The organism is Burkholderia aenigmatica (assembly GCF_048627025.1).
In the GTDB taxonomy this organism is placed as follows: Bacteria; Pseudomonadota; Gammaproteobacteria; order Burkholderiales; family Burkholderiaceae; genus Burkholderia; species Burkholderia aenigmatica.
In genome coordinates this window covers 2,809,409-2,827,428 of sequence record NZ_CP184468.1, presented here as the reverse complement: position 1 = coordinate 2,827,428, position 18,020 = coordinate 2,809,409, and the positions used below count along the sequence as shown (strand labels likewise).

General features: G+C 69.8%; 17 protein-coding genes. 9 read left to right on the top strand and 8 right to left on the bottom strand.

The window, feature by feature from the left end:
- Nucleotides 1-13: 13 nt before the first annotated feature.
- Genes cobT through cobC form a run of 3 tightly spaced genes read left to right on the top strand, consistent with a single transcriptional unit; the run spans nt 14 to nt 2,404 of the window.
- Nucleotides 14-1,069 carry a nicotinate-nucleotide--dimethylbenzimidazole phosphoribosyltransferase gene (cobT, locus tag ACN8ZM_RS13210; protein WP_089451121.1) on the top strand — a complete coding sequence of 352 codons (1,056 nt, stop codon included), beginning with the start codon at nt 14-16 and terminating at the stop codon, nt 1,067-1,069.
- Nucleotides 1,059-1,835: an adenosylcobinamide-GDP ribazoletransferase gene (locus ACN8ZM_RS13205; protein ID WP_043189839.1), complete on the top strand. Its 777-nt coding sequence runs from the start codon at nt 1,059-1,061 to the stop codon at nt 1,833-1,835. Before cobT ends, ACN8ZM_RS13205 begins: the two co-directional genes overlap by 11 nt.
- Nucleotides 1,820-2,404, top strand: coding sequence for an alpha-ribazole phosphatase (gene cobC / locus ACN8ZM_RS13200; protein ID WP_420210107.1), 585 nt, complete (start codon nt 1,820-1,822; stop codon nt 2,402-2,404). The genes ACN8ZM_RS13205 and cobC overlap by 16 nt, the downstream gene beginning before the upstream one ends.
- A gap of 107 nt (nt 2,405-2,511) precedes the next feature.
- Here the strand turns inward: cobC and ACN8ZM_RS13195 are convergent, their stop codons facing one another.
- The 4 genes from ACN8ZM_RS13195 to cobU are packed head-to-tail and all read right to left on the bottom strand — an operon-like array spanning nt 2,512 to nt 5,930.
- Nucleotides 2,512-3,429 (bottom strand): cobalamin-binding protein, encoded by a 918-nt coding sequence (locus ACN8ZM_RS13195; protein WP_420210106.1) that lies wholly within the window; start codon nt 3,427-3,429, stop codon nt 2,512-2,514.
- The gene (cobD, locus tag ACN8ZM_RS13190) at nt 3,426-4,445 is read right to left on the bottom strand and encodes a threonine-phosphate decarboxylase CobD (protein ID WP_420210105.1); all 1,020 of its coding nucleotides are present in this window, start codon (nt 4,443-4,445) and stop codon (nt 3,426-3,428) included. Before cobD ends, ACN8ZM_RS13195 begins: the two co-directional genes overlap by 4 nt.
- Nucleotides 4,438-5,382: an adenosylcobinamide-phosphate synthase CbiB gene (gene cbiB / locus ACN8ZM_RS13185; protein WP_420210104.1), complete on the bottom strand. Its 945-nt coding sequence runs from the start codon at nt 5,380-5,382 to the stop codon at nt 4,438-4,440. The genes cobD and cbiB overlap by 8 nt, the downstream gene beginning before the upstream one ends.
- Nucleotides 5,376-5,930: a bifunctional adenosylcobinamide kinase/adenosylcobinamide-phosphate guanylyltransferase gene (cobU, locus tag ACN8ZM_RS13180; protein WP_043189829.1), complete on the bottom strand. Its 555-nt coding sequence runs from the start codon at nt 5,928-5,930 to the stop codon at nt 5,376-5,378. The genes cbiB and cobU overlap by 7 nt, the downstream gene beginning before the upstream one ends.
- 74 nt (nt 5,931-6,004) lie before the next feature.
- Here cobU and ACN8ZM_RS13175 point away from each other — a divergent pair, with 74 nt between their 5' ends.
- The 4 genes from ACN8ZM_RS13175 (at nt 6,005) to ACN8ZM_RS13160 (ending at nt 9,103) form a co-directional block, all read left to right on the top strand.
- The gene (locus ACN8ZM_RS13175; protein ID WP_301767501.1) at nt 6,005-7,507 is read left to right on the top strand and encodes a cobyric acid synthase; all 1,503 of its coding nucleotides are present in this window, start codon (nt 6,005-6,007) and stop codon (nt 7,505-7,507) included.
- 80 nt (nt 7,508-7,587) lie between these two features.
- On the top strand, nt 7,588-7,734 hold the full coding sequence (locus tag ACN8ZM_RS13170) for a hypothetical protein (protein WP_175022476.1): 147 nt from the start codon (nt 7,588-7,590) through the stop codon (nt 7,732-7,734).
- A gap of 149 nt (nt 7,735-7,883) precedes the next feature.
- Entirely contained in the window at nt 7,884-8,297 is a 414-nt protein-coding gene (locus ACN8ZM_RS13165; RefSeq protein WP_089451113.1) for a DoxX family protein, read from the top strand.
- Between the two features lie 137 nt (nt 8,298-8,434).
- Complete coding sequence (locus ACN8ZM_RS13160) at nt 8,435-9,103, top strand: ParA family protein (protein WP_043189822.1); 669 nt, start codon at nt 8,435-8,437, stop codon at nt 9,101-9,103.
- Between the two features lie 130 nt (nt 9,104-9,233).
- Here the strand turns inward: ACN8ZM_RS13160 and panD are convergent, their stop codons facing one another.
- From panD to ACN8ZM_RS13140, 4 genes are all read right to left on the bottom strand, one after another.
- Nucleotides 9,234-9,620 carry an aspartate 1-decarboxylase gene (panD, locus tag ACN8ZM_RS13155; RefSeq protein WP_039368025.1) on the bottom strand — a complete coding sequence of 129 codons (387 nt, stop codon included), beginning with the start codon at nt 9,618-9,620 and terminating at the stop codon, nt 9,234-9,236.
- Nucleotides 9,621-9,663: 43 nt separating this feature from the next.
- Nucleotides 9,664-10,503, bottom strand: a complete 840-nt coding sequence (panC, locus tag ACN8ZM_RS13150) for a pantoate--beta-alanine ligase (RefSeq protein WP_043189817.1) — start codon at nt 10,501-10,503, stop codon at nt 9,664-9,666.
- A 256-nt stretch (nt 10,504-10,759) separates the two neighbouring features.
- Nucleotides 10,760-11,632, bottom strand: coding sequence for a segregation and condensation protein A (locus tag ACN8ZM_RS13145; RefSeq protein WP_011352890.1), 873 nt, complete (start codon nt 11,630-11,632; stop codon nt 10,760-10,762).
- Nucleotides 11,633-11,636: 4 nt separating this feature from the next.
- Nucleotides 11,637-11,825, bottom strand: a complete 189-nt coding sequence (locus tag ACN8ZM_RS13140) for a DUF3460 family protein (protein WP_006478107.1) — start codon at nt 11,823-11,825, stop codon at nt 11,637-11,639.
- A 266-nt stretch (nt 11,826-12,091) separates the two neighbouring features.
- Here ACN8ZM_RS13140 and ACN8ZM_RS13135 point away from each other — a divergent pair, with 266 nt between their 5' ends.
- Complete coding sequence (locus ACN8ZM_RS13135; RefSeq protein WP_420210103.1) at nt 12,092-13,906, top strand: autotransporter assembly complex protein TamA; 1,815 nt, start codon at nt 12,092-12,094, stop codon at nt 13,904-13,906.
- 25 nt (nt 13,907-13,931) lie between these two features.
- On the top strand, nt 13,932-18,014 hold the full coding sequence (locus tag ACN8ZM_RS13130) for a translocation/assembly module TamB domain-containing protein (RefSeq protein WP_420210102.1): 4,083 nt from the start codon (nt 13,932-13,934) through the stop codon (nt 18,012-18,014).
- The last annotated feature ends 6 nt before the right edge of the window (nt 18,015-18,020 follow it).

The following is an 18,020-nucleotide window of genomic DNA, read 5'->3' as shown; positions in this document are numbered from 1 at the left end:
ACATGGCTTTTCGATGACGACCCCGACCCACTTCCCGCCCGCGATCGCGCCGCTCGACGACGCGCTGCGCAAGCGCCTGCAGCACGTGATCGACCACAAGACCAAGCCGCCCGGCAGCCTCGGCCAGCTCGAGGCGATCGCACTGCAGATCGGCCTGATCCAGCACACCGAGCGGCCGGTCGTGCAGCGTCCGGTGATGATCGTGTTTGCCGGCGATCACGGGATTGCCGCCGAGGGCGTGAGTCCTTATCCGCAAGCGGTGACCGCCCAGATGGTCGCGAATTTCCTCGCCGGCGGCGCGGCAATCAACGCGTTCTCGGGCGCCGTGCAGAGCGCGCTCGAGATCGTCGATGCGGGCGTCGCGTCGCCGCTGCCGCTGTCCGACCGGCTGGTGTCGCTGCCGGTCGCGCGCGGCACACGCAACTTCGCGGCGGAGCCGGCGATGACGCGCGACGAGGCGATGACGGCGATCGCGGCCGGCGCGGCGCGCGTGCGCCTGCATGCGTCGCTCGGCACGAACGTGATCGGCTTCGGCGAGATGGGGATCGCGAACACGTCGTCGGCCGCGTGCCTGATGAGCCGCCTGCTCAGCGTGCCGATCGATGCCTGCGTCGGGCGCGGCACGGGCCTCGACGACCAGGGCCTCGCGCACAAGCGCGCGGTGCTCGGCCGTGCGCTCGTCAAGCACTCGCACGCGATTGCGCCGCTCGACGTGCTCGCGACGTTCGGCGGCTTCGAGATCGCGATGATGACGGGCGCGTATCTCGCGGCCGCAAGCGAGCGGATGACGATCCTCGTCGACGGTTTCATCGCGACGGCTGCGCTGCTCGTCGCCGAGCGCATCGTGCCCGGCGTGCGCGATTACTGCGTGTTCTCGCATACGTCGCACGAGGCCGGGCACCGGCGCATGCTCGAGCATTTCGGCGCGAAGCCGCTGCTCGCGCTCGACCTGCGGCTCGGCGAAGGCACCGGCGCGGCGCTCGCGCTGCCGCTCGTGCGTGCGGCGGCTGCGTTCCTCACCGAAATGGCGAGCTTCGAATCCGCCGGCGTCGACAATCGTGACGCCTGATCGCGCGCGTGGCGTGCGGGCCGAACTGCGCTACTTCTTCGTCGCGCTCGGCTATTTCACGCGCGTGCCCGTGCCGCGCTCGATCGGTTATGCGGCCGGCGATCTCGATCAGTCTGCGCGTTATTTCCCGCTCGTCGGCGCATGTGTCGGCGCGTGGGGCGCGCTCGTCTATCTCGTCGCGCTGCGTGTGCTGCCCCCGTCGATCGCGGTCGGGCTGTCGATGGCCGCCACGCTGCTCGCAACGGGTGCCTTTCACGAGGATGGCCTGGCCGACAGCTGCGATGCGTTCGGCGGCGGCTATACGCGCGACGACGTGCTGCGCATCATGCACGACTCGCGGATCGGCACGTTCGGCGCGGTCGCGCTCGTGATCTCGCTCGGCCTGAAATGGCAGGCGCTTGCATCGATGCTGCCGTTGCGTGCCGCATGGACGATGATCGCGGCGCACGCGGCGAGCCGCGCGGCGGCCGTGAGCTTGCTGATGACGCTCGACTACGTGCGGCCCGAAGGCAAGGCGAAACCGGTCGCGCAACGGATGGGCGCACGCGCGGCGTGCGTTGCGGCGCTATTCGGATTGCCCTGGCTGTTCTGGCCCGACTGGCGCATGGGTGTCGTCGCATGCGTCGTGCTCGTGCTCGTGCGCGCGTGGGCCGCCCGCTATTTCGTGAAGCGGATCGGTGGTTATACGGGCGACTGTCTCGGCTTCGCGCAGCAACTGTGCGAACTGGCGATCTATCTCGTGGTGCTCGGATGGACGTCGTCCTGATCCGTCATCCGGCCGTCGGCGTCGAGCCGGGCATCTGCTACGGGCGCAGCGACGTGCCGCTCGCCGCACCGGCCGACGTCGGCGCGCAGGCCGTGCGTGCGCATCTGTCGGCACTCTGCGCGCCGTTTCCCGAACAGGTCTGGACGAGCCCGCTGACGCGCTGCGCGTCGGTTGCCGAACGGCTCGCGCAGGCATGCGACGTGCCGCTGCGATGCGATGCGGACTGGCAGGAAATGGATTTCGGCGCGTGGGAAATGCGGCGCTGGGACGATATCGATCGCGCGGCGCTCGATGCGTGGGCGGCCGACCTGATGCATGCGTGTGCGCATGGCGGCGAAAGCGTTGCGCAGTTCGCCGCACGCGTGGCACGGCGGGCCGATGCGGTTGCACAGTGCGATGGCCCGCAATGGGTGGTGGCGCATGCGGGCGTGATCCGCGCATTCGCATCGCATGTGCTGGGCGTGCCGCTCGACACGCTGTTGTCGCGGCCAGTGCCGAACGCGGGTGTCGTCTGGCTGCGCGCGGATGCCGCCGCGCGAACGTGGGAAGTGGTTCACTGGGACGAATAGGCGCGCGGGCGTCTGCGTGTGAACGACACGGCGCGCGATCAATCGGTCTCCTCGGATAGCGGTTACATCGGGCGCAGGCGCGCGATGAGCGCGCAAGTCACCGGAAATCAGCGCGCCGGCCGCCGCGCACGCGCGGCATCGAGATCCTCGCACAGGGCGGCCGCGCCCTGTGCGATCCGCGGCGACGGCCGCGTCAGCAGATCGCCATCGATCGCGAACAGGTTGTTGCGCGCGACGGCCGTCAGTGCGGGCCACGCGCGCCAGCGCGCCAGGCTCGGCAACGGTTCGTCGGAGCGCGTCGTGCCGGCGCTGGTCGTCACGATCGCCTCCGGATTCGCCGCGAGCACGGCCTCGTCGGTGACGGTCGGCACGAGCGGCTTGAGCGATGCGAACACGTTGCGCCCGCCGCACAGCTCGATCACGTCGTTGATCAGGTGCGTGCCGTTGAGCGTCATCAGCGGCCGGTCCCAGACCTGGAAGAACATCGTGACGGGCGTGCGCGCAGCGTAACGCGTGCGCAGCGCCGCGATGTCGCGCGTATAGGCGGCCGCGGCCGCATCGGCAACCGGCTGCGTGCCGAGCAGCGTGCCGAGCCGGCGCAGCGACGTCGCTACGTCGTCGAGATGCTTCGGCTCACTGAGGAACAGCGGGATGTGCAGCGCGCGCAGCGCGTCGGTCTGCCGCTCGGCATTGCCGTGCCGCCAGACGACGATCAGGTCGGGCTTCAGCGCGGCGATCCGCTCGAGGTCGAGCGCCTTGTTGTCGCCGACGCGCGGGATCGCTTGCGCGGCGGGCGGATAGTCGCTGTACGTGACGGTGCCGACGAGCTTCGCGCCGCCGCCGGCCGCGTAGACCAGCTCGGTCGCGTGCGGCGCGAGGCTGATCACGCGCTGCGCGGGCGCCGGCAGCGTGACGGTATTGCCGGCGTCGTCGCGCGTCGTGACATCGGCGTGGGCGAGCGACGCGTAGGCGAGTGCGGACAGCATCGCGGCCGGTGTGAGCCGGCGGAACATGCGCGGAGTCATGCGGATTCCCGTTGCAGCAGCGGCACGCAGTGCGCGAGCGCGTCGCCGAGGCGCTGCCATTCCGCTTCGCTGCCCGGCAGGCCGATGCGTACGCTCGACGGTGCCGGGAAGTGTCGCGTCCAGATGCCGCGTGCCGCGAGTGCCGCATGCAGCGCCGCGGCGCGCGGGTCGTCGGTCCAGCTGAAGAGCGGTGTCGCGCGAACCGCGAAGCCGTGTGCGCGCAGCAGGGCGGCCAGCCGCTCGCCGTCGGCCGCGAGCCGTTCGCGGGCGGCAGCCTGCCACGCGCGATCGGCGAACGCCGCGGCGACCGCGTGGCGCGCAGGGCCGCCGACCGTCCATGCGCCGAGCATGTCGCGCAGCGCGGCGATCTGTTCAGGGCACGCGAGCACGAAGCCGGCGCGGATGCCGGCGAGCCCGTAGAACTTGCCGACCGAACGCAACACGACGAGGCCCGGGCGATCGACCTGCGGCGCGAGCGACTGCGTCGCGCCCGTATCGGCGAACGCCTCGTCGACGATCAGCGTGCCGCTGCGCGCGGCGAGTTGCGCATGCCAGCCGAGCAGGCGCGCGGCCGGGACGAACTGGGCGGTCGGATTATTCGGATTCCCGACGATGACGTGGCGCAGCGTCGCAGGCAACGTATCCGCGTCGATGTCGAGCGCGACGACGCGATGGCCGTGGCGCGCGAAGGCCGGTGCGTATTCGCCGTACGCGAGCGCCGCGACACCCGCGTCGCCGGTCGGCAGCAGCGCGGGCAACGCGCGGATCGCGGCCTGGCTGCCGGCGACCGGCAGCACGTGGGCGGGATCGGGGGCGTGGTAGTACTGCGCGGCGCAGGCCGCGAGGCCGTCGCCGTCGTCGGGCAGCCGGCGCCATGCGTCGGCCGGGACGGGCGGTACCGGATAGCCGACCGGATTGATGCCGGTCGACAGGTCGAGCCACGCGTCGTACGGAATGCCGTGGCGGCGTGCGGCTTCGTGCAGGTTACCGCCGTGCGCGATGCGGATGTCAGACATGATGGGTAGCCATGGCGAGTGCGCCGCTCGCGACCAGCAGCGCGAGCCACAGGGCAAGCGTGCGCGTGACGAGCGACAGCGCGGCGACGATGTGGATGGCGGTCGCCGTTGCGCCGGTGCCGAGCGCGGGACGATCCTCGATCTCGCCGTGATAGACGGCCGGGCCGCCGAGCTGCACGTTCAGGCTGCCGGCGCCGGCAGCCATCACCGGGCCCGCGTTCGGGCTGTCCCAGTGGCGCGCCTGCGTGCGCCAGCAGCGCCATGCGGAGGCCGTGTCGCCGAGCAGCGCGTAGCTGGCGGCCGTGAGGCGCGCGGGAATCCAGTTCAGTGCGTCGTCGAGGCGCGCGGCGGCCCAGCCGAAGGTCAGGAAGCGCGGCGTGCGGTAGCCCCACATCGCGTCGAGCGTGTTCGCGAGCCGGAACAGCAGTGCGCCGGGGCCGCCGGCGACGACGAACCAGAACAGCGCGCCGAAGATCGCGTCGTTGCCGTTCTCCAGCGCCGATTCGACGGCCGCGCGCGACAGCGCGCCTTCGTCCGCATCGCTCGTGTCGCGCGACACGATACGCGCGGTCAGCGCGCGGGCGGCGCCGAGGTCATGCCGCAGCAACGCAGCAGCGATCGGCGCGACGTGGTCGGCGAGGCTTTTCGCGCCGAGCGCGAACCACAGCAGCGCGATGTGCAGTGCGGCTGCGAGTGGCCACGGCAGCACGGCTGCGAGCCATGCCGCGATGGCGACCGGCGGCACGACCGCCGCGACCCACGCGGCGACGCCGGTCACCCGGCCGCGTCGGCCCGTGTTCAGCGCGCCTTCGATACGTGCGGCGAGGCGGCCGAACGCGACGAGCGGGTGCCAGCCGGCCGGTTCGCCGATCGCGCGGTCGACGATCGCGGCTGCGACGGCGAACATCGCGACGACGGGCAGCGACAGCATCAGCATGACGGCGCTCCCGCCTTGAGGTCGAGCGGTAGCCCGGCGACGAGCAGCGTCACGCGCGTCGCGAGCGCGGCGACGCGCTGGTTCAGGCGCCCGAGTTCGTCGACGTAGCGGCGCGTGACCGATCCGAGCGGCACGACGCCGAGCCCGATCTCGTTGCTGACCACGATCACCTTCGCGCGCGCACCGCGCAATGCGTGCTCGAGCCGGTCGACCTGCGCCGCGTATTGCGCATCGTCGAGCGGTTCGCCGTCGGCCGGGCACAGCAGGTTCGTGAGCCACAGCGTCAGGCAGTCGACGAGCAGGCATGCGTGCGGATCGTCGAGCCGCGCGAGCGTGCCGGCGAGATCGACGGGCGCATCGGCGAACCCCCATTCGGCCGGCCGACGCGCGCGATGGTGCGCGATGCGCTGCGCGAATTCGGCATCGGCGGCGGTCGCGGTCGCGATGTACGTGACGGGACGGCCGCTGTCGGCGGCGAGCCGCTCGGCGTGCGCGCTCTTGCCCGAGCGTGCGCCGCCGAGGACGAAGGTGAGGTCGTGCGGAATCATCGCGTGATTGTAACGGCGCGGGCATGCCGGTGCGGGCGATAATGCGACCTTTGCTTCGCGACGAGCCTGACACGATGAATGCACCCGAGCCGCGGCCGCGCGGTACGCTGATGATCCAGGGCACGACGTCCGACGCGGGCAAGAGCACGCTCGTCGCGGGGCTGTGCCGGCTGGCGCGCCGGGCCGGCGCGCGCGTTGCGCCGTTCAAGCCGCAGAACATGGCGCTCAACAGCGCGGTGACGGCCGACGGCGGCGAGATCGGCCGCGCGCAGGCGCTGCAGGCACTGGCCGCGGGCGTCGCGCCGCATACGGATTTCAACCCCGTGCTGCTGAAGCCGACGAGCGATCGCGGCGCGCAGGTGATCATCCACGGCAAGGCGCGCATGAACCTCAATGCGCGCGCGTATCACGACTACAAGCCGGTCGCGTTCGATGCGGTGCTCGAGTCGTACGCGCGGCTGCGCGCCGGCTACGACACGGTGATCGTCGAGGGCGCCGGCAGCCCGGCCGAGATCAACCTGCGCGACGGCGACATCGCGAACATGGGTTTCGCCGAACGCGTCGACTGCCCGGTCGTGCTCGTCGCCGACATCGACCGTGGCGGCGTGTTCGCGCACCTGGTCGGCACGCTCGCGTGCCTGTCCGACAGCGAGCGCGCACGCGTGCGCGGCTTCGTGATCAATCGCTTCCGCGGCGATTTCAAGCTGCTCGAACCGGGGCTCGACTGGCTGCGCGCGCAGACGGGCAAGCCCGTGTTCGGCGTGCTGCCGTACCTGCACGGCCTGTTGCTCGACGCCGAGGACATGCTGCCCGCGCAGGCGCGCAGCGCCGCCGCACGGGGTGACGCCGGCGTGCTGCGCGTGGTCGTGCCGGCGCTGCCGCGCATCAGCAACCACACCGATTTCGATCCGCTGCGCGCGCATCCGCAGGTCGAGTTCACGTACTGGAAGAGCGGCCCCGTGCCGGATGCCGACCTGCTGATCCTGCCCGGTTCGAAGAGCGTGCAGCGCGACCTCGCATGGCTGCGCGACGCGGGCTGGGACACGTTGATCCGTCGCCATCTGCGCTACGGCGGCAAGGTGATCGGCATCTGCGGCGGGATGCAGATGCTCGGCCGCACGCTCGACGATCCGCTCGGCCTCGAAGGCGTGCCCGGCAGCGTGCCGGGGCTCGGACTGCTCGATTTCGACACGACGCTGCAGCCCGACAAGACACTGAAGAACGTCACCGGGCATCTCGCGCTGCCGGGCGGGGCCGCCGTGCGCGGCTACGAGATCCACATGGGCGACACGCACGGGCCCGCGCTTGCGTCGCCCGCGCTGGCGCTGGCAGCCGATGCCGCGCAGGACGGGGCACGCCCGGACGGCGCGGTTTCCGCCGACGGGCAGATCCTCGCGACCTATGTGCACGGGCTGTTCGACTCGCCCGACGCCTGCACGGCGCTGCTCGCGTGGGCCGGGCTCGACGGCGCGGAACGGATCGACTATCCGGCGCTGCGCGAGGCGTCGCTCGAGCGGCTGGCCGACACGTTCGCCGACCATCTCGACCTCGACGCGCTGTACGCCGAATTTCGTTGATGCGCGGCTTCCAGCCCTCGCTTTTTCCGCCTGATCGCGTACAACAGAGGAGGGCGGATGTCCGCCTGGAGGAGTGCGCGATGAAGGCTCGATGGTGGTGGAGCGTGCTGCTCGCGGCGTTGCTGGGCGTGTCGGCGGTTGCGCATGCGTGCGATTCGTACGGATCAAGCGGTAGCCAGTCCGGTTCCGGCGACGCCACACAAGGGAAGAGCGGTTACGGTTACTGATGCATGGTGCGGGGCATGATCGGTCATGCCCCTTTTTACGTCCCGATTAACTCCATAAAGGAATCAGTTAAAGCGAATTGGCGCGTTTATCGGCGGAATTGATTCGAATAGAGTGCAATCCATTCACACCACTCACGAAGGAATTCGCCATGAACCCCAATCGCCTCAACGATTTCGCCGCGACCCTGCTGCGCGTCGCGCTCGGCGTGCTGTACCTCGCGCACGTCGCGCAGAAGGTGTTCGTCTTCACGCTGCCCGGCACCGCGCAGTTCTTTGCGTCGATCGGCCTGCCGGGCTGGCTCGCGTACCTGACGACGTTCGTCGAACTGGCCGGCGGCCTGGCGCTGCTCGCGGGCTTCCGGGTGCGCGTCGCCGCGCTCGTGCTGCTGCCGTTCATGCTCGGCGCGACCGCCGCGCATCTGCCGAACGGCTGGAGCTTCGCGTCGCCGAACGGCGGTTGGGAATATCCGGCGTTCTGGGCCGTCACGCTCGCCGTGCAGGCGCTGCTGGGCGGCGGCGCGTTCGCGCTCGGCGCACGCGAGGCCGCGGTTCAGCGTGTGTAAGGAGTAGGTCAGCCGGCATGATGCGGCGCAACCCGTTCCGGTGACACGCCGTTTGCCGATATCATCGCTCCCTGTATCCGCAATCGAGCGGCGCCAGCCATGCGGCTGGGCGCCGCGCGGCTTTTTCGGGGGAATTCATGACGGTGATCGTGGTGGCGAATCCGAAGGGCGGCGTGGGGAAGAGCACGCTGTCCACCAATCTTGCCGGCTATTTCGCGGCGCAGGGCGCATGGGTCGCGCTCGCCGATCTCGACCGGCAGCAGTCCGCGCATGCGTGGCTCGACCTGCGGCCGGCCGGATTGCCGGCGATCGAGGCATGGGAACTCGATCCGGACGCGCCGACGAAGCCGCCGCGCGGCCTCGAATATGCGGTGATCGACACGCCGGCCGGCCTGCACGGCAACCGGCTCAACGTCGCGCTGCAACTGGCTGACAGGGTGATCGTGCCGCTGCAGCCGTCGATGTTCGATATTCTGGCCACGCAGCAGTTTCTGGAGCGCCTCGCCGGCGAGAAAGCCGTGCGCAAGGGCAGCGTCGAGGTCGGGATCGTCGGGATGCGGGTCGATGCGCGCACGCGCTCGTCCGACCAGCTGCACCGGTTCGTCGAAGGGCTCGGCCTGCCGGTGCTCGGCTACGTGCGCGACACGCAGAACTACGTGCAGATCGCCGCGCATGGCCTCACGCTGTGGGACGTCGCGAAGAGCCGGGTCGAGAAGGATCTCGAACAGTGGCGGCCGATCGTCGAATGGGCCGAACGCCGGGTGCAGAAGGCGGAGAAGCCGGAGAAGGCCGCCAAGGCGTCCTGATCGCACGGCCGGCGGGCCGGCTCGCGATGAAATGAGAAAGGGCCGGATCCCGTGGTACACGGCATCCGGCCCTTCGACCGCTAGCGGCGCAGCTGCCCCGCGCACCACGGCGCGCGGGCGGCCGGTCAGGTCAGGTCCAGTTCTGCGTCGGCACGTGATCGCGGTGGCCCTTGATCTTGTTGCCGTCGTCGATGAACACGAGCTTCGGCTTCCAGCCGGCTTGCAGTTCGGCTTCATCGACCATCGCGAAGGCCGCGATGATCACGAGGTCGCCAAGCTGTGCGCGACGGGCGGCCGAGCCGTTCAGCGAGATCATCCCGCTGCCGCGCTCGCCCTTGATCGCGTACGTCGAGAAGCGCTCGCCGTTGTTGATGTTCCAGATGTCGATCCGTTCGTTCTCGATGATGCCCGAGGCTTCGAGCAGGTCTTCGTCGATCGCGCACGAGCCTTCGTAGTGCAGCTCGCAGTGCGTGACGGCCGCGCGGTGGATCTTCGATTTGAGCATGTGGCGCTGCATGGTGTCTCCGTGATGCGTCGTGAGAGGCGCGGGCGGGCGCCCGTCAGATTTCCAGGTTATCGATGAGGCGCGTCGCGCCGAGCTTCGCGGCGGCGACGACGACGAGCGGTTCGCCGGCTTCGAGCTCGGCCGCGTTCGGCGCGATCAGGTTCGCGCGGCGGCGGATCGAGATGTAGTCGGGCGCCCAGCCACGGCCGGCCAGATGGGTGCGGGCCAGGTCTTCGAGCTTGCCGAGGTCGCGCTCGCCGCCGAGCAGGCTTTCGCGCATGCGCTGCAGCGTCTTCGCGAGTTCGGGCGCTTCCCTGCGCTCGTCGGCCGACAGGTAGCGATTGCGCGACGACAGCGCGAGGCCGTCCTCGTCGCGCACGGTTTCGGCGGCGATGATGTCGACCGGCAGCGCGAGCTGCTGGCACATGCGGCGCACGATCATCAGCTGCTGGTAGTCCTTCTTGCCGAACACGGCGACGCGCGGCTGCACGCAGGCCATCAGCTTGGCCACGACCGTGCACACGCCGGTGAAGAAGCCGGGCCGGAATTCCCCTTCGAGGATCCCGCCGAGATCGTCCGGCGGCAGCACGCGGTATTCCTGCGGTTCCGGGTACATGTCGCGCTCGGTCGGCGCGAACAGCACGTAGACGTTTTCCTTCTGCAGCTTCTCGATATCGTCCTGGAGCGTGCGCGGATACTTGTCGAAATCCTCGTTCGGGCCGAATTGCAGCCGGTTGACGAAGATGCTCGCCACGACCGGGTCGCCGTGCTGGCGCGCGAGGCGCATCAGCGACAGGTGCCCTTCGTGCAGGTTGCCCATCGTCGGCACGAACGCCGTGCGGTTCTGTCCGCGCAGCTGGTCGCGCAGTTCATGGATCGAGCTGATGACTTTCATGATCGGGTAGCGGGTTCCTCGCGCAGGCGCGCGTTGGCGCCGCAGCAGCGGCGTCGGGGTCGAAGCGGAGAACGTCGGCGCGCGGGCGGCGCATCGGGCGTCGGCGGATTGTAGAGGATTTGGCCGCCAAACGCATCGAAAAAAGCACGATCGTTCACTTTTTAACCGGACGTGCCGGCAACGGCCGCGCCGGGCTGCGGTGACGCGGCAAGTGTGCCGGGATGAATCGGGAGAACGGGAAGGGCGGGCGTGGGCGTTACGCCGGCAGGTATGCGAGACGAACGTAGATCGGCGCGAACGGCTCGGCCTGCGTGATCTCGAGGAGCGATTCGCGTGCGAGTTCGAGCATCGCGATGAAATTCACGACGACGACCGGCACGCCGCGCGACGTGTCGAACAGCTCGGCGAACTCCATGAAGCGCGCGTTCTGCAGCCGGCGCAGGATCAGGCTCATGTGTTCGCGCACCGACAGCTCCTCGCGCGAGATCTTGTGGTGCTGGACGAGCTTCGCGCGCTTGAGCACGTCGGCCCATGCCGCGCGCAGGTCGTCCGAATTCACGTCGGGGAAGCGCGGCGTGACGCTCTGCTCGATGTAGACCTCGGCGCGCAGGAAGTCGCGGCCGAGCTGCGGCAACTGGTCGAGCCGCTGCGCGGCGAGTTTCATCTGCTCGTACTCGAGCAGGCGGCGCACGAGTTCGGCGCGCGGATCCTCGGCTTCCTCGCCGGTGTCGGCCTTCTTGACCGGCAGCAGCATCCGCGACTTGATCTCGATCAGCATCGCGGCCATCAGCAGGTACTCGGCCGCGAGCTCGAGGTTCGACGTGCGGATCTGGTCGACGTAGCCCAGATATTGCGCGGTGACCTGCGCCATCGGGATGTCGAGCACGTTGAAGTTCTGCTTGCGGATCAGGTAGAGCAGCAGGTCGAGCGGGCCTTCGAAGGTCTCGAGGAAGATCTCGAGCGCATCGGGCGGGATGTAGAGATCCTGCGGCAGCTTGAAGAGCGGCTCGCCGTACAGGCGAGCGAATGCCGCGACACCGTCGACCGTGTCGGGCGTCGAATCGGCGCCCGCGGGCGCGGCGATCGCGTCGTCCTGCCGGGCGGCGCTGGCCTCGTCAGCGGCGCTCACGTCGTCAGAAGTTCTGGTAGTAGACGTACGACGTTTGCTTCACGCGCGATTCCTGCTGCTCGGCGCGCTCTTCGAGGTCGATCGGCTGCTTGTCCCACAGCAGGGAACGGCCCTTGCGCTGCTCTTCCTCGAGCGTCGGCTTCTGTTGCTTGAGCTGGTTCAGGAACTGCGTGACATCGGACTGGTACGGCATGGCTGGGTTTTCCGTTTCGGGCGGCGCACGATGCGCCGGATTCACGATGGCGGGATTTTACCGCATCGCGGGAACGGCCGGCGGCAATCGCGCGTCGAATCCGCGGGCCGGCGCGCAGTCGGCATCCGGAAGCGCGCCGCCAGGCATGACGCCGTGGCCTCGCTCGCTTGAGCAGCGGTTTACAAACATTAAGCTTTGATGCCCACACCCTGTGGTCAAATACAGGGTTTTCCACAAAACCGTGTCAACCGAGGGCGAGGTCATATTTGGCGGGGCAGTCGAACCAGCAAGCACACACGGCACATGACGCGGGCTCGCGCGTGGAATCCAATCGCGCCGCCGCCGCGGCCCGTGCCGCGCGGGTGACCGTCGCGGGTTGCCTCGCTGCGTGCTTCGCGTTGCCGGCTCACGCGAAGTACGACGTCGACATCGACGCGCCGCGCTCGGTTCGCAAGCTGCTCAAGTCGCATCTCGATATTGCGCGCTTCGCGAAGCGCGACGACATCAGCGACGACCAGTTCGACTTCCTCGTCACCGCCACGCCGCAACAGGTGCGCGACCTGACCGCGACGGCCGGCTATTTCTCGCCGGTCGTGCGCACCGACGTGCGCACGCACGACGGCAAGCGCGACGTGCGCATCGCGGTCGATCCGGGGAAGCAGACGGTCGTGTCGACCGTCGACCTGACGTTCAAGGGGCCGATCGACACCGAGGATCCGAAGCAGGAAGCCGCGACCCGTTTCGCGTTTTCGCTGAAGCCGGGCGATCCGTTCACGCAGTCCGACTGGGACGGCGCGAAGGGCGCGGCGCTCAAGCAACTGCAGTCGCGCCGCTATCTCGGCGCGAAGATCGCGTCGTCGGAGGCGCGCATCGACCCGCGCACGCAGCGCGCGACACTCGCGGTGACGTTCGACAGCGGCCCGACGTTCACGATCGGCAAGGTTGACGTCGACGGCGTGCGGCGCTATCCGGAAAAGATCGTCACGAACGTCAATCCGTTGTCGGAAGGCGAGATCTACGACGTGCAGCGGATCACCGAACTGCAGCGGCAGTTGCAGAACACGCCGTACTACGCGAGCGTCGCGATCGACGTCGGCGACGATACGGCGAAGCCCGAGCGCACGCCCGTGCACGTGAAGGTCAGCGAGTTCCCGTACAACAACATCCGTGGCGGCGTCGGCTTTGCCACCGATACCGGGCCGCACGTGCAGGGTTCCTATACGTATCTCGACACGTTCGGCGCCGCGTGGCCGCTCACCGTGTCGGGCCGGCTCGACCAGATCCAGCAATACGGGCAGGTCCAGCTGTCGATGCCGCCGGGCGAGAAGGGCTGGACCAACAGCGTGCTTGCGTCGTACACGAACACCAACGTGTCGGACACGCGCATCTACAGCGCGCGGGTCGGCGCGCAGCGCACGCGCACCGGCCAGTTCATCGACTATTCGTATTCGCTGATGTTCTACCAGGACCGGCTCGACCAGAACGGCGCGGGGCCGACCACGAGCCGCGCGCTGGTGCCGCAATGGGCGTGGACGCGCCGCAACGTCGACGATCCGTTGTTCCCGCGTTCCGGCAACCTGATCCACGCCGAGGCCGGCTTCGCGGTCAAGGGCGTGCTGACCGACCAGTCCTTCGTCCGCGGCTACGCGCGCGGCCAGCAGTACCTGCCGGTCGGCAAGCGTGACCTGTTCGTGTTCCGCGCGGAGCTCGGCGGCGTATTCACGAGCGGCAGCTCGACCGGCGTGCCGGCGTCGCTGCTGTTCCGCGCGGGCGGCTCGAACTCGGTGCGCGGCTACGGTTACCAGAGCATCGGCAACAACGTCGACGGCTCCGTGCTGCCGACCAAGTACCTGATGACGGGCACCGCCGAATACCAGCACTGGTTCAACCGCGACTGGGGCGCCGCGACGTTCTTCGACATCGGCACCGCCACCGATGCGTGGGGCGAGCGGGTGTTCTACCCGGGTGTCGGCGTCGGCGCGCGCTGGCGCAGCCCCGTCGGCCCGATCAACGTCGACCTCGCATACGGGTTGCGCAACCATAGCGTGCGCCCGTACCTGACGCTCGGCATCGCTTTCTGACCGTACCGCTTCATCGACAAACCGCATGACGAAGGACCCGAACGACACGCCGCCGCCTCACGATCCGGACTCGCCCGACGGCGCGCCCGACGCGCCGCCGCGCGCGCCGCGCCGCGGGCCCGTTGCGCGCATCGGGCGGTTCGTCGCGTGGACGCTCGCGACGGTCGTGCTGCTCGTCGTGCTGGCGGCCGGGCTCGTGCTGGCCGCGGTGACGACCGAGCACGGCACGCGGCTCGCGTGGCAGGTGGCCGAGCGCGTGCTCGGCGCGCGGCTCGCGGGCACGCTCGACGGCGGCTCGCTCGCGACCGGCGTGCGGTTGCGCGGGTTCGCGTGGACGAGCCCCGACGGCACCGGCACCGAAATCCGCATCGACCGGCTCGACGGCCGCTGGGCCCTGACCCGCGCGCCGTGGCGGCTGTCCATCGCCTATCTTCGCGCCGGCACGATCGACGTGCGGATCCCGCCGGGGCCGTCGACACCGAGTACGACGCCGCAGGACCTGAGCCTGCCGCTGCAGTTGCGGATCGACGACCTGCGCGTCGATCGCCTGGCGATCCACGACGGCGGCTCGACGACCCAGCTTGACCATCTCGCGCTGAACGGCCGCAGCGACGGCCGTCACCATGAACTCGTGCTCGATGGCGTCGATACGCCGTACGGCGCGCTGACCGCGCGCGCAAAGCTCGACGGCGTGAAGCCGTTCGCGCTGACGGGCGAAGCCACCTATGCGGGCAAGCTGTCCGACGAGCCGGTCGATGCGCGTGCGCGCGTGTCGGGCTCGCTCGAGGCGCTCGTCGCCGACGTCGACGCGAGCGGGATGAAGCTGAACGGGCGCGCGCACGTCGAGGCCGCGCCGTTCGGCGCGGTGCCGCTCACGCGCGCGTCGCTTGCGTTCGATCACGTCAACCCGCAGGCGCTCGCGCCCGGCGCACCGGCCGCCGATCTCGCGGTGCGCGCGGAACTCGCGCCCGTGACCGCGCCGGCCGGGTCCGCGCCCGCGAAGGGTTTCGCGGTGACGGGCCCGGTGTCGATCGTCAACGCGAAACCCGGCACGCTCGGCGACCATCTGCTGCCGGTGATCGACGCGCACGCGAACGTGCATCTCGACGCGCACGCGCAGCGGATCGACGCGCTCGCGCTGAAGCTGATCCGCGACGGCAGCGTGACGGGCAACGGCACGCTGCAGGGCGGCAAGGGCCGCTTCGACCTGAAGGTCGCGAACCTCGACCTGAACGCGTTCGTCGCCGAGCTGCGGCCGATGCGCCTGGGTGGCCCGCTCGGCGTGACGCTCGCGGGCGACGTGACGACCGTCGACTTCAACCTGAACGACCCGAAGCTCGCGCTCGGCGCACGCGCGAAGGTCGCGCTGACGCCGCAGCAGACCGTGCTGACCGACGCGCGCGTGACGGCGGGCAAGGGCCGGATCGACCTGACGGGCGTGTTCCGCCATGATGCGCATTCGAGCTACGACGCGAAGGCGACGCTGACCGCATTCGATCCGCTGCTGCTCGCCGCGATGAGCGCGCCGAAGGCGGGGGGCGGCAAGGCGCCCGCCAAGGTCGCGAAGGCGCCGGCCCAGCGCGGCGAGACGCGCGTGTCCGGCACGCTGACGGCGTCGGGCGCGTTCGCGCCGCAGGTATCGACGAAGGCGACCTTCAAGCTCGGCGACAGCCTGTACGACGGCGTGCCGCTGACCGGCGCCGGGGTCGTGCAGCTCGCCGGCTCGCGCATTCTGCCGAGCAACGCGAACCTGTCGATCGCGGGTAACCACGTCGACCTGCGCGGCAGCTTCGGCGCGCCCGGCGACCGGCTGCGCTTCGTCGTCGACGCGCCGCAGCTCGACCGGCTCGGTTTCGGCGTGGAAGGGCTCGTGCAGGCGCAGGGCGACCTGACCGGCAGCTTCGCGCATCCGAACGTGACGGCCACCTACAAGGCCGAGCACGTCGTCGTCGGCTCGAACCGGATCGGTACCGCGCAGGGGCGTGCGGACATCCGCGACGGCGCGCACGGCGCGCTCGTGTTCACAGCCGACGCGTCCGACATCGCGCTCGGCTCGCTGAAGCTGAAGTCGCTGCGCGCGAACCTCGACGGCACGCGCGCGAAGCACACGCTCGACGCGTCGGCGCTCGGGATGGCCGACGGCCGCGTGATCGACCTGACGCTCGCGGCGAACGGCGGCGTGGTCGAGAACCGCGACGGGATGCGCTGGGACGGCACGGTGACGCGTCTTGCGAACCGCGGCACGCCGGCCATTGCGCTGCAGTCGCCGCTGACCGTATCGGCCGGCGCCGGCCGCGTGACGCTCGGCGCGACGCGGCTCACGCTCGAAGGCGCGGCGATCGATCTGAAGTCGTTCGTGTTCGATCACGGCCAGATGCGCTCGGCGGGCTCCGTGAGCGGCGCGTCAGTCGCACGTTTCCTCGAGGTCCGCCAGGAGCTGACGGGCCAGCGGCCGCCGGTGCGGACCGACGTCGTGCTCGATGCCGACTGGGATTTCTCGCTCGGCGCGAACGCGACGGGCTACGTGCAGGTGAAGCGTCGCGGCGGCGACGTGACGATCGAGAGCGGGCGCGGCATCGCATCGCTGGGGCTGACCGACCTGGCGGCGCGCGCGAGCTTTACACCAGGCAACCGGCTCAACGTGACGGCGCTCGCGAAGGCGAACCGGATCGGCACGCTCGACGCGAACGTCGTCGTGCCGTTCGCGCTGCGCGACGGCATGTTCGGTGTGGTCAACGATGGCCCGCTGTCGGGCCGCATCGACGCCGACATCCCGGCGCTGAAGACGACCGGCAACCTGTTCGGGCCGAGCTACCTGCTCGGCGGGCGCGCGGCGCTGAAGCTGACGGTCGCGGGCACGCCGGTGAAGCCGAACCTGTCGGGGATGCTGACGGGCGACGATTTGTCCGCGACGCTCATCGACCAGGGCGTGCAGTTGAAGGACGGTATCGTGCGCATCAAGCTGTCGGACAACCTCGTCGAATTCCAGCAGGTCGAATTTCACGGCGGCGACGGCACGCTGCGCGCGCTTGGCCGTGTGCGCCTCGACGGCGAGGCGCCCGACCTGACCGCGAGCATCGTCGCCGACAAGCTCGAACTGTTCGCGGCGCCGGACCGCAAACTGTCGCTGTCGGGCAAGGCAACCGTCGCGAACGACGGGCCACGCGGCGCGCTGTCGATCGACGGCAAGTTCGTCGTCGACCGTGCATTGTTCGACCTGCCCGAGGAATCGGCGCCGCACCTGTCGGACGACGTCGTGATCGTGCAGCCGGGCGGCACGGTGCGCGGCGAGACGCCGACCGGCACCGCGGTCGCGAAGCCGAAGCCGGCCGAGGACAAGCCGGCGCCGTCGCTCGCGCCGCGCGCGAACATCGACATCGGCCTCGGCAACAACTTCCGCTTCAAGGGCCACGGCGCGGATCTCGGGCTGCGCGGCACGATCACCGTGATGAGCGCGCCGGGCGTGCCGCTGCGCGCGGTCGGCAACGTGCGCGTGACCGAAGGATCGACGTACACGTCGTTCGGCCGCAAGCTCGCGATCGAGAACGGCTTCTTCACGTTCAACGGCCCCGTGTCGAACCCGGGCGTCAACATCCTCGCGATGCGGCGCAACCAGGAGGTCGAGGCCGGCGTGCAGGTGACGGGCACGATCCAGTCGCTGACGGTCAAGCTCGTGTCGGAGCCGAACGTCACGGACAACGAAAAGCTGTCGTGGCTGCTGTTCGGGCACGGCACCGACCAGGGCAACAACGTGGGCCAGCAGGGGGCGATGACGGCGGCGCTCGGGCTGCTCGGCAGCGTGACCGGCAAGCGCGTCGCGCAGACCTTCGGCCTCGACGAGGTCTCGGTCGGCCGCAGCGAAGTCGGCCTGACCGATCCGCAGGTCGTGCTGGTGTCGAAGGCGATCAACGAGCGGTTCGTGCTCGGCTTCGAGCAGGGGCTGCAATCGGCGGCCAACGCGTTCAAGGCGACGATCAACCTGACGCGCTTCTGGTCGGTGTCCGCGTACGGCGGCACGTTCCAGGGTGTCGACCTGAACTACACGCGGCGCTTCGATCGCTGGTTCGGCAGTGACGCCGCGCGCGCGCGGCGCGCCGAGCAGCCATGAAAAAAG

What these genes read in the sequence shown, in the direction of transcription:
- cobT (WP_089451121.1), top strand. Translation starts at nt 14, where the DNA reads ATGACGACCCCGACCCACTTCCCGCCCGCGATCGCGCCGCTCGACGAC.
- cobC (WP_420210107.1), top strand. Translation starts at nt 1,820, where the DNA reads ATGGACGTCGTCCTGATCCGTCATCCGGCCGTCGGCGTCGAGCCGGGC.
- ACN8ZM_RS13195 (WP_420210106.1), bottom strand. Translation starts at nt 3,429, where the DNA reads ATGACTCCGCGCATGTTCCGCCGGCTCACACCGGCCGCGATGCTGTCC.
- cobD (WP_420210105.1), bottom strand. Translation starts at nt 4,445, where the DNA reads ATGTCTGACATCCGCATCGCGCACGGCGGTAACCTGCACGAAGCCGCA.
- cbiB (WP_420210104.1), bottom strand. Translation starts at nt 5,382, where the DNA reads ATGCTGATGCTGTCGCTGCCCGTCGTCGCGATGTTCGCCGTCGCAGCC.
- cobU (WP_043189829.1), bottom strand. Translation starts at nt 5,930, where the DNA reads ATGATTCCGCACGACCTCACCTTCGTCCTCGGCGGCGCACGCTCGGGC.
- ACN8ZM_RS13175 (WP_301767501.1), top strand. Translation starts at nt 6,005, where the DNA reads ATGAATGCACCCGAGCCGCGGCCGCGCGGTACGCTGATGATCCAGGGC.
- ACN8ZM_RS13170 (WP_175022476.1), top strand. Translation starts at nt 7,588, where the DNA reads ATGAAGGCTCGATGGTGGTGGAGCGTGCTGCTCGCGGCGTTGCTGGGC.
- ACN8ZM_RS13165 (WP_089451113.1), top strand. Translation starts at nt 7,884, where the DNA reads ATGAACCCCAATCGCCTCAACGATTTCGCCGCGACCCTGCTGCGCGTC.
- ACN8ZM_RS13160 (WP_043189822.1), top strand. Translation starts at nt 8,435, where the DNA reads ATGACGGTGATCGTGGTGGCGAATCCGAAGGGCGGCGTGGGGAAGAGC.
- panD (WP_039368025.1), bottom strand. Translation starts at nt 9,620, where the DNA reads ATGCAGCGCCACATGCTCAAATCGAAGATCCACCGCGCGGCCGTCACG.
- panC (WP_043189817.1), bottom strand. Translation starts at nt 10,503, where the DNA reads ATGAAAGTCATCAGCTCGATCCATGAACTGCGCGACCAGCTGCGCGGA.
- ACN8ZM_RS13140 (WP_006478107.1), bottom strand. Translation starts at nt 11,825, where the DNA reads ATGCCGTACCAGTCCGATGTCACGCAGTTCCTGAACCAGCTCAAGCAA.
- ACN8ZM_RS13130 (WP_420210102.1), top strand. Translation starts at nt 13,932, where the DNA reads ATGACGAAGGACCCGAACGACACGCCGCCGCCTCACGATCCGGACTCG.